Raw genomic sequence first — 14,700 nt, forward strand, 5'->3', positions numbered from 1 at the left:
CGGTTTCGCGCACCACAGAAAAACCAGAGCGGCCGCGAGCCGCGGTATCACACCCCAGCAACGCGAAATTCAGGACGGGGCACCACGTCCCCGAGAAGATCCAGATGGCCTTACTGCAAATCTCCGAACCCGGCATGGCGCCGGCGCCCCACCAGCGGCGTCTCGCAGTCGGTATCGATCTCGGCACCACCAACTCCCTCGTCGCCGCTGTGCGCAGCGGCGTGCCCGATGTGCTGCCCGACGAAGACGGGCATGCGCTGCTGCCCTCGGTGGTGCGCTATCTCGAACAGGGCGGCCGTCGCATCGGCCGCAAGGCGAAGGCCGAGGCGGCGAGCGATCCGCGCAACACGATCGTCTCGGTCAAGCGCTTCATGGGCCGCGGCAAAGCGGAAGTGGAGGGCGCCGAAAACGCGCCATACGATTTCGTCGACGCACCCGGCATGGTGCAGATCCGCACCGTCGACGGAGTGAAGAGTCCGGTCGAAGTGTCGGCCGAAATTCTCGCGACGCTGCGCCAGCGCGCCGAAGACACGCTCGGCGACGAGCTGGTCGGCGCGGTCATCACGGTGCCCGCGTATTTCGACGACGCGCAGCGCCAGGCCACCAAGGACGCCGCGCGTCTCGCGGGCCTGAACGTGCTGCGGCTGCTCAACGAGCCGACCGCGGCCGCGATCGCCTATGGTCTCGACAACGGCTCCGAAGGCCTCTACGCCGTGTACGACCTCGGCGGCGGCACCTTCGACCTGTCGATCCTCAAGCTCACGAAAGGCGTGTTCGAAGTGCTCGCGGCCGGCGGCGATTCCGCGCTCGGCGGCGACGATTTCGACCACGCGCTCTATCGCCACGTGCTCGCGCAGGCGGGCATCGCGCCGCAAACGCTCGCGCCGCAGGACGTGCGTCTGCTGCTCGACGGCGTGCGCGACGCCAAGGAGGCGTTGTCGAGCGCGCCCAAGGCCAGCCTCAAGGCAACGCTTGCGAACGGCACCGCGCTCGATCTGACGATCGACGAGGCCATCTTCGAGACGATCACGCAGGAGCTGGTTCAGCGCACCTTCGGTCCGACGAAGAAGGCGCTGCGCGACGCGAAGGTTGCGACGAAAGACATCAAGGGCGTCGTGCTGGTCGGCGGCGCGACGCGCATGCCGGTGATCCGCCGCGCGGTCGAAGCGTTCTTCGGCCAGCCGCCGCTCGTCAATCTCGACCCGGACCAGGTCGTCGCGCTCGGCGCGGCGATCCAGGCCGATCTGCTGGCCGGCAATCGCGGCGCGGAAGGCGACGAGTGGCTGCTGCTCGACGTGATTCCGCTGTCGCTCGGCGTCGAGACGATGGGCGGCCTGACCGAGAAGATCATCCCGCGCAACTCGACGATTCCGGTCGCGCGAGCGCAGGATTTCACGACCTTCAAGGACGGACAGACCGCGATGGCGATTCACATCGTGCAGGGCGAGCGCGAACTCGTGAGCGACTGCCGCTCGCTCGCGCGCTTCGAATTGCGCGGCATCCCGCCGATGGCGGCCGGTGCGGCGCGCATTCGCGTCACGTATCAGGTCGATGCGGACGGCCTCCTGTCCGTGTTCGCGCGCGAGCAGACCTCGGGCGTGGAGGCATCGGTCGTGGTCAAGCCATCCTACGGTCTCGCCGATGACGACATCGCGCGCATGCTCGAAGACAGCTTCTCGACCGCCGAGGTCGACATGCGCGCGCGCGCGTTGCGCGAGGCGCAGGTCGAAGCGCAGCGTCTTGTCGAGGCGACCGACGCGGCGCTTGCCGCCGACGCCGAACTGCTCGACGACAGCGAACGTGCGGCGCTCGACGCGCTGCTCGCCGCCTTGCGCAACGTCGCGCAAAGCGACGACGTGAATGCGGTCGAAGCGGCCACCAAGGCGCTCGCCGAAGGCACGGACGAATTCGCCGCGCGCCGCATGAACAAGGGCATCCGCCGCGCACTGTCGGGTCGCAAGCTCGACGAGATCTGAGCGCGGCGTGAGCGGTGTGAATGGCGGCACGCGGCGGGCGAGCCCGTCATGCGCCGCACCCGCGAAGTCCCGTGGAACCATCCTCGGGCGACTGGAACAACCGAAGCGCGCCTTGCGGACTTAAAAAGTCCGCAAGGCGCCAGTAGAATGGCACGGAGCCTGTACGGCATCGCTGGCAGCCACCGTGCCTCAGACCCAAACGGAAACTGTATGCCTCAAATCGTTGTGCTGCCTCACGTCGAACTGTGTCCGGATGGCGCCGTGATCGACGCCGTTCCCGGCAAGAGCATCTGCGACAACCTGCTCGATCACGGCATCGAAATCGAGCACGCGTGCGAGAAGTCCTGCGCGTGCACGACCTGTCACGTGATCGTGCGTGAGGGTTTCGCCGCCTTGACGCCGTCCGAGGAAGACGAGGACGATCTGCTGGACAAGGCGTGGGGGCTCGAACCGGCTTCGCGTCTGTCGTGCCAGGCGATCGTGCCGGACGAGCAGGATCTGGTCGTCGAAATTCCGCGTTACTCGATCAATCACGCGAAGGAAAACCACTAACAGGAGGACGCAGCCATGAAGTGGACCGATACGCAAGACATCGCGATGGCCCTGACGGACAAGCACCAGGACGTCGATCCTCAGCAGGTGCGCTTCACCGATCTGCACCGCTGGGTGACCGAGCTCGAAGGCTTCGACGACGATCCGAACCGTTCGAACGAAAAGATTCTCGAGGCGATCCAGGCGGCATGGATCGAAGACGCGGATTATTGAGCGCGTTGAATGCGTTAAGTGCTTGTGAGGGGGCGCGGTTCCGTACCCGCTTCCGTGCACTGTGGCGATGATGTTGCGATTAGCCGAAAAAGGCGATTCCAGTCGGAATCGCCTTTTTCGTTGCCGCGGCGGAAAAATAGCCTCGAACCCTGGCTGCGGCCATCAGCCCGCGACCAGCGCGCCGTTTTCGATCCGCACGCGTTGACCTTGCTGGAACGGCGGCGCTTCGTGATACGTGAAGTAGCGCGTCTTGCCGTTCTCCATCCGCACGCGCACCGAATACGCGGTCGAGCTGCGCAGATGCTTTTCGACGGAGTTGCCCGCGAACCCGCCACCGAGCGCGCCGAGCACCGTCATCGCGGCGCGGCCGCCGCCGGCGCCGAACTGGTTGCCGATCACGCCGCCGGCCACCGCGCCGCCGACCGCGCCGATCCCGGTGCCATGGCCCTCATGACGAACGGCCGAAATTGCGACGACCGTGCCGCAGGTCGAGCAATAGGCGGGCTGCGGCGCCGGCTGCTGGGCGTACTGTGGCGCGGCCTGCGCCTGCTGCGGCTGCGCATATTGCGGCTGCTGTGCCGGGACGGCCGGCACAGGCTGCGGGATCTGTGCGGCCTGAGGCGCTTGTCGTTGAGCCGGCGCGTCGACTGGCGCCGCCGAATCGACGATACCCGGCTGCTGCGCGTCCTGTTGCGCCTGCTGTTGAGCTTGTGCCGTGACCTGCGCGGCTTGCGTCTGATCGCTCTGCGCGCCGTTGCTCGACGCTTTCGGGAATACGCCGGTAATCGCCGCCGTGGCGACCAGACTTGCGACGAGCACCGCGCCCGCGGCGGTCGCAATCAGCGGATGAAGACGACGCGGTTGCGTCGGTTGAGTGGGGTTGTCCATATTGGCCTCCGTTTCTGACAGAGCCGGTTTTTCTTGATGCTCGCTCTCGGGTGCTTTCGTTGCTGCGCTTGATGAGATCGAGTGTCAGGCAATTCGCTCGAGGCGGCGTTTCAATTTGTAACCCGGGCGGCGCGGGCAGCGCGCGAGGGCAAGTGGCTGGCGCACGGCGGGCCTTGGGCTGCGCAAGTTTCGAAAACCGGCCTCGCCCGAACTGCCGGGGCGGCATCGCGCAGCTTTTACCACTGGTTACAAACCATCCGTAGCAGAAAACGGTCCCGTTTCCTTGCGAGCGGATGCGAGTGAGTAATACAAAACGCCCGGCAGGGCCGGGCGTTTTCGGAGACGTCTGCGCGGGTCGCATGCCACGAACGGCAACGACCCGCAACCCGCAACGGCGATCAGTCCTCGCGGCGCAGATGCGGGAACAGGATCACGTCGCGGATGCTCGGGCTGTCCGTCAGCATCATCACGAGACGGTCGATGCCGATACCGCAGCCGCCGGTCGGCGGCATGCCGTATTCGAGCGCGCGGATGTAGTCGGCGTCGTAGTACATCGCTTCCTCGTCGCCGGCGTCTTTCTGGTCGACCTGCTTCCTGAAGCGCGCGGCCTGGTCTTCCGGATCGTTCAGTTCCGAGAAGCCGTTGGCGATCTCGCGGCCGGTGATGAACAGCTCGAAACGCTCGGTGATGCCTTCCACCTTGTCCGACGCGCGCGCGAGCGGCGACACCTCGATCGGGTAGTCGATGATGTAGGTCGGCTCCCACAGTTGCGACTCGGCGGTCTCTTCGAACAGCGCCAGTTGCAGCGCGCCGACGCCCGCATTGAGGAACTGCGGCTGCGACGCGTCGACGCCGAACTTCTTCAGCTCGGTGCGCAGGAACGCGCTGTCGGCGAGTTGCTCGCTCGTGTATTGAGGCGCGTATTTCTGGATCGCCTGCGTGATCGTGAGCCGATGAAACGGCTTGCTCAGATCGAGCTCGCGGCCCTGATACGTGATCGTGGCCGTGCCGAGCGCGTCGATCGCGGCCTGGCGGATCAGGCGTTCGGTGAAGTCCATCAGCCACGTGTAGTCGGTGTAGGCCGCGTAGAACTCGATCATCGTGAATTCCGGGTTGTGGCGCACGGAGACGCCCTCGTTGCGGAAATTACGGTTGATCTCGAACACGCGCTCGAAGCCGCCGACCACGAGCCGCTTCAGATACAGCTCGGGCGCGATGCGCAGGAACATCTGCATGTCGAGCGCGTTGTGGTGCGTCGAGAACGGCTTGGCCGCCGCGCCGCCCGGAATCGGGTGCAGCATCGGCGTTTCGACTTCCATGAAGTTCGCATCGGCCATGTACTTGCGGATCGACGAAATCGCCCTGGTGCGCGCGATGAAGGTCTTGCGCGTTTCCGGCGTGACGATCAGATCGACGTAGCGCTGGCGGTACTTCATTTCCTGGTCGGCGAGACCGTGGAATTTGTCGGGCAGAGGACGCAGCGACTTCGACAGCAGACGCAGCTCCGTGCAGCGCACCGACAGCTCGCCCTTGTTGGTGCGGAACAGCACGCCGCGCGCGGCGACGATGTCGCCCATGTCCCACTTCTTGAACGCGTCGTAGGTCTCCTGGCCGACGTCGGCCGGCGTGATGAAGAACTGGATCTGACCCGAGCCGTCGCGCACGGTCGCGAAGCTCGCCTTGCCCATCACACGCTTGAGCATCATGCGCCCGGCGATCGCGACTTCGAGCGGATTCGCTTCGAGCGCGTCCTTGTCGCTGTGCTCGTACTGCCGCTGCAGGTCGTCGGCGTGATGGGTGGGGCGGAAGTCGTTCGGATAGGCGACGCCGTGCTCACGCAGTTCGCGCAGCTTTTCGCGGCGCTCGGCAATGATCTTGTTGTCGTCCACCTCGGGCGCGGTGTTCGGCTGGGCCGAATTAGGCTGGGTCGGTTCGGTCATGATGATGTGGTGTTCGGTGGCCCGCGGCGGAGTGCTCCGCGCGGGAGGCCAGTCAGTGTAAAAACCTCAGGCGGTACTGGGAAAACGGGGCAAGCAAACGGACTGCGAGCAAAGACGGCAATCGGGGACCGCAGGCCGGCGGCGAGCCAGCGGCGCAGGCCATGCCATGCCATGCCGCCCGCGCTTAGACGCCCTGTTTCAGGCTCGCGCTGATGAACGGATCGAGGTCGCCGTCGAGCACGCTCTTCGTGTTGCTGATTTCGACGTTGGTGCGCAAATCCTTGATGCGGCTGTTGTCGAGCACGTACGAGCGGATCTGATGACCCCAGCCCACATCGGTCTTGCCGGCTTCGAGCTTGTCCTGCTCGGCCTGACGCTTGCGGATTTCCGCTTCGTACAGGCGCGATTTCAGCATCGCCATCGCTTCGGCGCGGTTGCGGTGCTGCGAGCGGTCGTTCTGGCATTGCACGACGATGCCCGACGGCATGTGCGTGATCCGCACCGCGGAGTCGGTCTTGTTGATGTGCTGACCGCCCGCGCCCGAGGCGCGATACGTGTCGATGCGCAGATCGGCCGGGTTGATGTCGACTTCGATCGAGTCGTCGATTTCCGGGTACACGAACACCGACGAGAACGACGTATGGCGGCCGCCCGACGAGTCGAACGGCGACTTGCGCACGAGCCGGTGCACGCCGGTTTCGGTGCGCAGGAAGCCGTAGGCGTATTCGCCTTCGATCTTGATCGTCGCGTTCTTGATGCCGGCGACGTCGCCTTCGGTCTGTTCGAGCACCTCGGTCTTGAAGCCCTTGCGCTCGCAGTAGCGCAGATACTGGCGCAGCAGCATCGAAGCCCAGTCGCACGCCTCGGTACCGCCGGCGCCGGCCTGGATGTCGAGAAACGCGTTGTTGGGGTCAGCCGGGTTCGCGAACATCCGGCGAAATTCCATGTCGGCGACGCGCGCCTCGATGGCCTGGGCATCGCCCTCGCAGGCGGCGAGCGTGTCGTCGTCGCCTTCCTCGCGCGCCATCTCGAACAGGTCCTGGGCGTCGTGCACGTCGTTCGTGATCGACGTGAGCTTGCCGACCGTGTCGTCGAGCAGCTTCTTTTCCTTACCGAGTGCCTGGGCGTGCTTCGAGTCGTTCCAGACGTCCGGGTCTTCGAGTTCGCGGTTGACTTCGATTAGACGCAGTGCTTTGTCGTCGTAGTCAAAGATACCCCCGTAGGTCGTCCGCGCGCTTGCGCAGGTCGGCCAGAGAGGCTTCGATCGCGTTGAGACGTTCCGCTTCCATGTCGATCTTTTATAGCTTCGTAAAAAAGGTGAAATTATAGCCGATCGGCACGCCGCGCCGGAGCCTTCGGGGCAATCCGGCGCGTGTTCGCAGTTGATTTTGCGGAGATTTTTCGCGGTTTCGCGAAGGACGGCGCACGCTCTGCCGGGGAGCGCGCGCCATGGGCGGCGGTGGCCGGCGTGCGCTGGCGGCGTCAGCTTGCCGCATGCTCGACGATCAGCTGCACGCGCGACACGCCGTTCCACGTATCGCTTGCGAGCCGGTAGGCGACGGTCGTGCGCGCGGGCAGCGTATCGGTATGGTTGAACCAGATCGCGTTGAAGCGCTGGCGGCCGCGCAACAGCTGCAGCTTCAGGTGCTTGTCCTTCACGAGCGCCTGCGAGGCGACCTCGAACTCGCCCGAAAACACCGGCGCCGGGAAGCCCTGGCCCCACACGGCCGCGTCGAGCATCTCGACGAATTGCGGCGTGAAGTACGCGTCTTCGAGCTCGCCGTCGGTTTCGACGGTGCGCGCGAGCGCCTCTTCGGACAGCCATTCGCGGCCGACCGCTTCGAACGCGGCCGTGAAGCGCGGCACGTCGGCGGCGGCGAGCGTCAGGCCCGCGGCCATCGCGTGGCCGCCGAACTTGACGAGCAGGTCCGGCTCGCGCTTCGAGATCAGATCGAGCGCGTCGCGCAGGTGAAAGCCCGCGATCGAGCGGCCCGAGCCCTTGACGGTGAGGCCGCTGTCGTCGGCGGGCGCGAACGTGAACGAGGGGCGGTGGAACTTCTCCTTGAGCCGCCCCGCGACGATGCCGATCACGCCCTGATGCCAGCCCGGATTGAACAGCGTGATCGTGGCCGTGCCCTCGGGGTTGACCGTCGAGAGATCGTCGAGCGCCTGCTGCTGCATGCCGGCTTCGATCTCGCGGCGCTCGCGGTTCATCGTGTCGAGTTGCTGGGCGAGTTCCCAGGCGCGGCCGACGTCGTCGGTGGTCAGGCATTCGATGCCGAGCGACATGTCCGACAGCCGGCCCGCCGCGTTCAGGCGAGGGCCGAGCGCGAAGCCGAGGTCGAAGCCCGAGGCGCTGCGCGCATCGCGCGCGGCGGCGCGAAAGAGCGCCGCGATGCCGGGCTGCATGCGGCTTTTGCGGATGCGCTGCAAACCCTGCGCGACCAGCACGCGGTTGTTGCCGTCGAGCTTCACGACGTCGGCGACGGTGCCGAGCGCGACCAGATCGAGCAGGCCGTCGAGGCGCGGTTCGGGCAATGCCTCGCCGAACGCACCGCGGCGGCGCAACTCCGCGCGCAGCGCGAGCAGCACGTAGAACATCACGCCGACGCCGGCAAGGCACTTGCTCGGGAACGTGCAGCCCGGCTGGTTCGGATTGACGATCGCGCGTGCGGCGGGCAGTTCGTCGCCGGGCAGGTGGTGGTCGGTGACGAGCACGTCGATGCCGAGCGCGTTGGCGGCCGCGACGCCGTCGACGCTCGCGATGCCGTTGTCGACCGTGATCAGCAGATCGGGCTTGCCGGCCGCGCCGCACGTTGCCAGATCGACGATCTCCGGCGTGAGTCCGTAGCCGTGCTCCATGCGGTTCGGCACGAGATAGTCGATGCGGCCGCCGAACATGCGCAGCCCGCGCACCGCGACCGCGCAGGCGGTTGCGCCGTCGCAGTCGTAATCGGCGACGACGAGCATGCGGCGCTGTTGCTGGATCGCGTCGGCGAGCAGCGCGGCGGCTGCCTCGCAGCCCTTCAGTTCGGCAGGCGGCACGAGCCGCGCGAGGCCGGTTTCGACGTCCTCGGGCAGGCATACGCCGCGTGACGCGTAGAGGCGCGCGAGCACCGGATGCAGGCCGTGGCGGGTGAGGACTTCGGCGTCGACGGGAGAGCAGGCGCGCGTAACGATTCGGGTCATGCGAAAGGGCCGTAGGGGATTCGAAGGGGCTGGCGGTGGGGCATGGCATGGCTCAGGGGATGGCTCATGCGGTGGCTCACTCGATGAACAGCGAGGCCAGCACGCGCCGTCGCCAGAATTTGCGCAGATCGCCGCGCGTGACCGTCAGCGTCACGGAGCCGGTGTCGCCGCACAGCGTGAGGCCGAGTTCGGCGAGTTCGCCCGCCTGCAAGGCCGCGAGCGCGGGCTCGAACCAGTCGGTCTGCAGCGCGGCGAAGGCCTGGTTCCAGCGCGCCCAGTCCTGTTCGATGTAGGGCGCGGAGAACGGATCGAGTTCGACGAGCGTGGCGCCTTGGCCCGGGCTGCCGGTGCCACCGACGTTGTCGTTGGCGCTGGCGCCGGCATCATTGCCAGGATTGCCGCCTGAACCGCCGGTCGACGCGGCGTCAGCGGCGTTTGCCATGTCCGCATGCTTGCCTCTCGTCGCACCGCACCGCGCCGCCGTCAATTCGCCGAACGAAGCGGGCGGTATGCCCGTCGCCGCGCCCGCACTTAGCGCGAGGCCGCGCGTGGCCGTGGCATCGGACAACACCTGCGCGAACGGACTGCGCACCGGCCGCGCCGCGCCCTGCGCGTGAAACCAGATCGAATTGACGGCCGGCAGCCCGCGCGCCTCGCGCGCTTCGTTAACCGGATGCTCGAACCATGCCATCTGTACTTCGTTCTGCAGCTTCATCCACGCGCGCGAGCGCTCGCCCGAATGCGCTTCGTGCGGCAGCCAGATTTCGATGTTGCGGCCGCTCGCGCGCAGCGGCGAGGCGCCCGCGAGCGTACCGAACGCGTCGCTCGACAGATACCAGCGCGCCGGCTTCGGCGCCTCGATGCGCACGCCGAGTTCCTCGATCAGTGGACGCGCGACCGCGAGCAGCGCGCTCGCTTCGTCGTCGGACAGGTCGAGCGAAGCGGGATCGATCAGCACGAGGTGGTCATGCGCGATGCGTACGTGCACCGGCTGCACGCACGCCCATGTCGCGTTGCCGGGTTCGCCGCCGTCGGCGCGCAGCATGTAGGGCGCGAGCGGCGCTTCATCGGCGGCGGACGTCGCGCCGTCGGGCAGCGCGCCGAATTGCCGGGCGACCCAGCGCTCGTGCGGCAGCGTGCGCTGAAAATCCTCGCCGACCACGCGTTCGACGAGCGTCGCGCGCGCGATCAGTTTGTCGAGCGCCGGGCAGCGGATGTCGTGGAGGGCGGTGGAGGCGTCGGCCGCGGCGGGCAGCGCGAACGGCAGCAGAAGGTGGAGGCGGTCGGCAGGCATGATGTTGCGCATTGTAGGGTAAAGAGTGCGAATATTTCGACCGGAACGCTCACCGCGAGGCGGCCACGGGGCAGGTTGTAAGGCAGGACGATGCCGGATCGGATCGATACCGGACGGGCATGCCGGACGCACATAAGCGGGGTCAGTCAGCCGGGCGGTCCGGGCGCCTCGCGTGAGCCGGGCGAACCGGAGCGAACCCCGGCCCGCCCGTGCCGCGCTTGCAGGACTAGCAGGACAGGCGCGCGCCATACGGTTCTGCGCCACGGGACACGACCGGCACGGCCGTTGCGGGCCGTTGCATTATCCGGCGCCATTTGTATGGCAAACTTCGCGCTTGATCGCAGAAGGCGGTGGCCGCGCTTCGCACCCCACGCGGAACGATCCGCGCCGTCGCGAGCCCAACGATCACGACGCCCGGGCCGCACGGCGGGCGCCACGCGCCGGTGGTGCACAGCACTCAGTCGAAGAACGCAGAAAAGGATTCGCTTGAAATTTCCCTACGAATGGCAGATTGGCTGGCGCTACACGCGCGCCGGCAAACGCACGACCGGTAACGGCTTCATCTCGTTCATCGCGCTGGTGTCGATGTCGGGCATTGCGCTCGGCGTTGCGGCGCTGATCGTCGTGTTGTCGGTGATGAACGGCTTTCAGAAAGAGGTGCGCGACCGCATGCTGTCGGTGCTCGCGCACGTCGAGATCTTTTCGCCGACCGGCTCGATGCCCGACTGGCAACTGACCGCGAAGGAAGCGCGGCAGAACAAGGAAGTGATCGGCGCGGCGCCGTACGTCGAGGCGCAGGCGCTGCTCACGCGCCAGGACGCGGTGAGCGGCGTCGCGCTGCGCGGCGTCGAGCCGACGCTCGAACCGGAGGTGTCCGACATCGGCAAGGAAATGAAAGGCGGCAAGCTGACCGACCTCGTGCCGGGCGACTTTGGCATCGTGCTCGGCGCGGACCTCGCCGCCAATCTCGGCGTGCAGGTCAACGACAAGATCACGCTGGTCGCGCCCGAAGGCACGATCACGCCGGCCGGCATGCTGCCGCGCCTGAAGCAGTTCACGGTGGTCGGCATCTTCGAGTCGGGGCATTACGAATACGACAGCACGCTCGCGCTGATCAACATCAAGGACGCGCAGGCGCTGTTCCGGCTGCCCGCGCCGAGCGGCGTGCGGCTGCGCCTGACCGACATGCAGCGCGCGCCCGAGGTCGCGCATCAGCTCGCGCGCACCCTGTCGGGCGATCTCTACATTCGCGACTGGACGCAGCAGAACAAGACCTGGTTCTCGGCCGTGCAGATCGAAAAGCGCATGATGTTCATCATCCTCACGCTGATCATCGCGGTCGCGGCGTTCAACCTCGTGTCGTCGCTCGTGATGACCGTGACCAACAAGCAGGCCGACATCGCGATCCTGCGCACGCTCGGCGCGCAGCCCCGCTCGATCATGAAGATTTTCGTCGTGCAGGGCGTGACGATCGGCTTCATCGGCACGGCGACCGGCGTCGCGCTCGGCTGCCTGATCGCGTGGAGCATTCCGTGGCTCGTGCCGATGATCGAGCATCTGTTCGGCGTGCAGTTCCTGCCGCCGTCGGTGTACTTCATCAGCGAGCTGCCGTCCGAGCTGATTCCGGCCGACGTCGCGCGCATCGGCATCATCGCGTTCGTGCTCTCGGCGCTGGCCACGCTCTACCCGAGCTGGCGCGGCGCGAAGGTCCGTCCGGCGGAGGCGCTGCGCTATGAATGACCGCCTTGCCCATTCTTCAACCGAATCGTCCATGACCGCTCAGGCCCCTGCGTCGTATCCGTACGTGCTCGAAGCAACCGGCATTTCCAAATCGTTCGTGCAGGGCGGGCTGAACGTGCGGGTGCTCGACAATACGCAGCTTTCCGTGCGGCGCGGCGAGAAGCTCGCGATCGTCGGCGCGTCGGGCTCCGGCAAGAGCACGCTGCTGCACGTGCTCGGCGGTCTCGACGATCCGAGCGCGGGCCAGGTGTCGGTGCTCGGCAAGCCGTTCACGAAGCTCTCCGAGCGCGAGCGCAACGATCTGCGCAATCGCGCGCTTGGCTTTGTCTATCAGTTTCACCATCTGCTGCCGGAATTTTCCGCGCTCGACAATGTCGCGATGCCGCTGCGGATTCGCCGCGAGACGACCGAGGCCGCGCGCCGCGAGGCGCTTGCCGTGCTCGAACAGGTCGGCATGGGGCATCGTGCGAAGCATCGGCCGGGCGAGCTGTCGGGCGGCGAGCGCCAGCGCGTCGCGATCGCGCGGGCGCTGGTCACGAAGCCCGCCTGCGTGCTCGCCGACGAGCCGACCGGCAACCTCGACGGCGGTACCGCCGACACGGTCTTCAACCTGATGCTCGAACTGTCGCGCACGCTCGAAACGAGCTTCGTGATCGTCACGCACGACCCGGAACTGGCCGGGCGCTGCGACCGCATCATGCGGCTGCGCGACGGCGTGCTGCACGAGGAGCCGCCGGTACCGGTTTGAGTGCGCGGGGGCGCGCCCGCCGCTTGCGAGACGACTCATGTGGATCGATACGCACTGCCATCTCGATGCTGCCGAATTCGACGCCGATCGCGACGCGGTCGCGGCGGCCGCGCGAGGCGCGGGCGTCTCGCGCATCGTGATTCCGGCGATCGGGCGGCAGAATTTCGCGGCGGTGCGCGAACTCGCGCATCGCGTCGAGGGCGGGGCGTACGCGCTCGGCATTCATCCGCTCTTCACGCCCGGCGCCGACGATGCCGACCTCGACCTGCTGCGCATGGAGATCGAGGCGAGTCTCGACGATCCGCGCTTCGTCGGCATCGGCGAGATCGGGCTCGACTATTTCGTCGAAGGTCTCGACGACGCGCGCCAGCAATTCTTCTACAACGGCCAGTTGCAGCTCGCGCGCGAATTCGATCTGCCGGTGATCTGCCACGTGCGCAAATCGCAGGATCAGGTCATCAAGGGGCTGCGGCGGCATCAGATCCATCGTGGCATCGCCCACGCATTCAACGGCAGTTTCCAGCAGGCTCAGGCGTATCTCGACCAGGGGCTGCATCTCGGCTTCGGCGGCAATCTGACGTTCGAGCGCGCGCGGCAAATCCGGCGTCTCGCCGAGCAACTGCCGTTCGATGCGCTCGTCGTCGAGACCGACGCGCCGGACATCGCGCCGTCGTGGATGTACAGGCAGCGCAACTCGCCCGAGCAGATTCCGGCAATCGGCGCGAGCCTCGCGCAGCTGCGCCATGTCACACCCGACTCAGCCGCCCTAGGCACAACGGCTAACGCGCTCGCCGCGCTGCCGCGACTCGCGCTTTCCTCTGCATAATCGATTCCATTGATCGAAGGGTTCGCGCCGGGCGACACCCCCGCCCGGCGGGCTTGCTGTCGCCTGTTCGCCGCGTGTGGGTTCGCCTCGCGTGGGGCGGCGCGGAGGGCGGATGCGAGCAGTGTGGTGTGGTTTTGCGTTGGGTGTGATCGGCTTGCAGCGGCAGGCGGCATTGCCGCGGATGGCCGGCTGGTGGACGCTGGTTTTGCTGGGTGGCGCGGCGCTGGGTGTGGCGATTTGGGGCTTGCGGGAACGCGCCGCGACGCCCCTTGCGTACGGGCGCGCGTTGCCGCTCGCACACGGGTGTGCGTTGCCGGATTCGCCGGCGTGGCGGTGGGCGTGTTGCGTGTGCCGCATGTACGACGAGGCGCGCGTGCGGCGGGTGATCGGCTGGAGCGCCGTGTGGTGCGCGGCAATCTGCGCGGGCTTCGGTTATGCCGCCGTGCGCGCGCACACGCGGCTCGCGGTGAGCCTGCCGCACGCGTGGGAAGGGCGCGATATCGAGGTCGCCGGCAGCATCAAGGGTTTGCCGTCGCATGACGAGAAAGGCGCGCGATTTCTGTTCGACGTCGAGACGAACGATGCCGGGCTCGCCGCTTTTCCGCAGGTGATTCAACTCTCGTGGATCGCTCGCGACACACCGGCGCCGCCGCTCGAACCCGGTCAACGCTGGCGTCTGCCCGTGCGGTTGAAGCGTCCGCACGGCAATGCGAACTTCGGCGTGCGCGATGCCGAAGCGAGTCTGCTCGCGCGCAACGTGCGGGCGGTTGGTTACGTGAGCGCGGCGGATCGCGCGGTGCGTTTGCCGGGCTATGCGCGCGGGCTTGCGGTGTGGGTCGACCGTTCGCGTGCCGCGTTGCGTGCGCGGATCGACACGGTGCTCGCCGATGCGCCGCATCGCGGGATCGTCGTCGCGCTCGCGACCGGCGCGCAGGACGAAGTGAGCACCGCCGACTGGCAACTGATGCGCGGCACCGGCACGAGTCATCTGGTGGCGATTTCGGGGCTGCATATCGGCTTCGTCGCGGGACTGGCCGGCTGGCTGGCGGCCGCGGTATGGCGGCGCTCGGGCTGGCTCGGGCGCGGCTGGCCGTTGCGGCTGCCCGCGCAAATCGTCGGCGTGACGGCCGGTGCGCTGTTTGCCGCCCTGCATGCGGCGCTCGCAGGCTTCAACGTGCCGGCGCAGCGCACGCTGTGGATGGCGGCGGTCGTCGCGCTGGCATTCGTCGGCGGGCGCAATCTGGCGCGCTCGACGGTGCTTGCGTGGGCGCTCGGGCTCGTGCTGCTGATCGATCCGTGGGCGGTCGTGTCGGCGGGATTCTGGCTGTCGTTCT

The 14,700-nt window shown here is 67.1% G+C and carries 12 protein-coding genes; 7 read left to right on the top strand and 5 right to left on the bottom strand.

Annotation, left to right across the window (positions count from 1 at the left end; genetic code table 11):
• Nucleotides 1-104: 104 nt before the first annotated feature.
• The 3 genes from hscA to iscX all read left to right on the top strand — a co-directional run bounded on the left by hscA (nucleotide 105) and on the right by iscX (nucleotide 2,741).
• Nucleotides 105-1,976 carry a Fe-S protein assembly chaperone HscA gene (gene hscA / locus GXB81_RS23660; RefSeq protein ID WP_205990475.1) on the top strand — a complete coding sequence of 624 codons (1,872 nt, stop codon included), beginning with the start codon at nucleotides 105-107 and terminating at the stop codon, nucleotides 1,974-1,976.
• 210 nt (nucleotides 1,977-2,186) lie between these two features.
• Complete coding sequence (fdx, locus tag GXB81_RS23665) at nucleotides 2,187-2,528, top strand: ISC system 2Fe-2S type ferredoxin (protein ID WP_167049891.1); 342 nt, start codon at nucleotides 2,187-2,189, stop codon at nucleotides 2,526-2,528.
• A gap of 15 nt (nucleotides 2,529-2,543) precedes the next feature.
• The gene (iscX, locus tag GXB81_RS23670; RefSeq protein ID WP_013588918.1) at nucleotides 2,544-2,741 is read left to right on the top strand and encodes a Fe-S cluster assembly protein IscX; all 198 of its coding nucleotides are present in this window, start codon (nucleotides 2,544-2,546) and stop codon (nucleotides 2,739-2,741) included.
• A 162-nt stretch (nucleotides 2,742-2,903) separates the two neighbouring features.
• On the opposite strand, the gene GXB81_RS23675 is transcribed toward iscX, so the two are convergent.
• The 5 genes from GXB81_RS23675 to GXB81_RS23695 all read right to left on the bottom strand — a co-directional run bounded on the left by GXB81_RS23675 (nucleotide 2,904) and on the right by GXB81_RS23695 (nucleotide 10,064).
• The gene (locus GXB81_RS23675; protein WP_205990476.1) at nucleotides 2,904-3,629 is read right to left on the bottom strand and encodes a glycine zipper 2TM domain-containing protein; all 726 of its coding nucleotides are present in this window, start codon (nucleotides 3,627-3,629) and stop codon (nucleotides 2,904-2,906) included.
• Between the two features lie 398 nt (nucleotides 3,630-4,027).
• Nucleotides 4,028-5,569, bottom strand: coding sequence for a lysine--tRNA ligase (lysS, locus tag GXB81_RS23680; protein WP_167285569.1), 1,542 nt, complete (start codon nucleotides 5,567-5,569; stop codon nucleotides 4,028-4,030).
• Nucleotides 5,570-5,753: 184 nt separating this feature from the next.
• Nucleotides 5,754-6,858, bottom strand: a protein-coding gene (gene prfB / locus GXB81_RS23685; protein WP_205990477.1) for a peptide chain release factor 2 whose coding sequence is annotated in 2 segments (ribosomal slippage) — nucleotides 5,754-6,776 and nucleotides 6,778-6,858 — 1,104 coding nt in all. Because the reading frame shifts where the segments join, the coding sequence is not laid out codon by codon here.
• A gap of 193 nt (nucleotides 6,859-7,051) precedes the next feature.
• Nucleotides 7,052-8,758: a single-stranded-DNA-specific exonuclease RecJ gene (gene recJ / locus GXB81_RS23690; RefSeq protein ID WP_167049899.1), complete on the bottom strand. Its 1,707-nt coding sequence runs from the start codon at nucleotides 8,756-8,758 to the stop codon at nucleotides 7,052-7,054.
• 76 nt (nucleotides 8,759-8,834) lie between these two features.
• On the bottom strand, nucleotides 8,835-10,064 hold the full coding sequence (locus GXB81_RS23695; RefSeq protein WP_205990478.1) for a regulator: 1,230 nt from the start codon (nucleotides 10,062-10,064) through the stop codon (nucleotides 8,835-8,837).
• A 474-nt stretch (nucleotides 10,065-10,538) separates the two neighbouring features.
• Between GXB81_RS23695 and GXB81_RS23700 the strand changes: the two genes are divergently transcribed.
• From GXB81_RS23700 to GXB81_RS23715, 4 genes are all read left to right on the top strand, one after another.
• Complete coding sequence (locus GXB81_RS23700; RefSeq protein ID WP_167049903.1) at nucleotides 10,539-11,792, top strand: lipoprotein-releasing ABC transporter permease subunit; 1,254 nt, start codon at nucleotides 10,539-10,541, stop codon at nucleotides 11,790-11,792.
• A complete protein-coding gene (gene lolD, locus GXB81_RS23705; protein WP_205193384.1) occupies nucleotides 11,785-12,540 on the top strand; it encodes a lipoprotein-releasing ABC transporter ATP-binding protein LolD in 756 nt (251 codons plus the stop codon). The genes GXB81_RS23700 and lolD overlap by 8 nt, the downstream gene beginning before the upstream one ends.
• A gap of 37 nt (nucleotides 12,541-12,577) precedes the next feature.
• Nucleotides 12,578-13,366, top strand: a complete 789-nt coding sequence (locus tag GXB81_RS23710; RefSeq protein ID WP_205990479.1) for a TatD family hydrolase — start codon at nucleotides 12,578-12,580, stop codon at nucleotides 13,364-13,366.
• 112 nt (nucleotides 13,367-13,478) lie between these two features.
• Nucleotides 13,479-14,700 (top strand): ComEC/Rec2 family competence protein (locus tag GXB81_RS23715; RefSeq protein ID WP_205990480.1); only part of this gene is annotated, 1,222 nt, incomplete at its 3' end.

Source organism: Paraburkholderia sp. Ac-20336, from assembly GCF_017105025.1.
GTDB lineage: Bacteria > Pseudomonadota > Gammaproteobacteria > Burkholderiales > Burkholderiaceae > Paraburkholderia.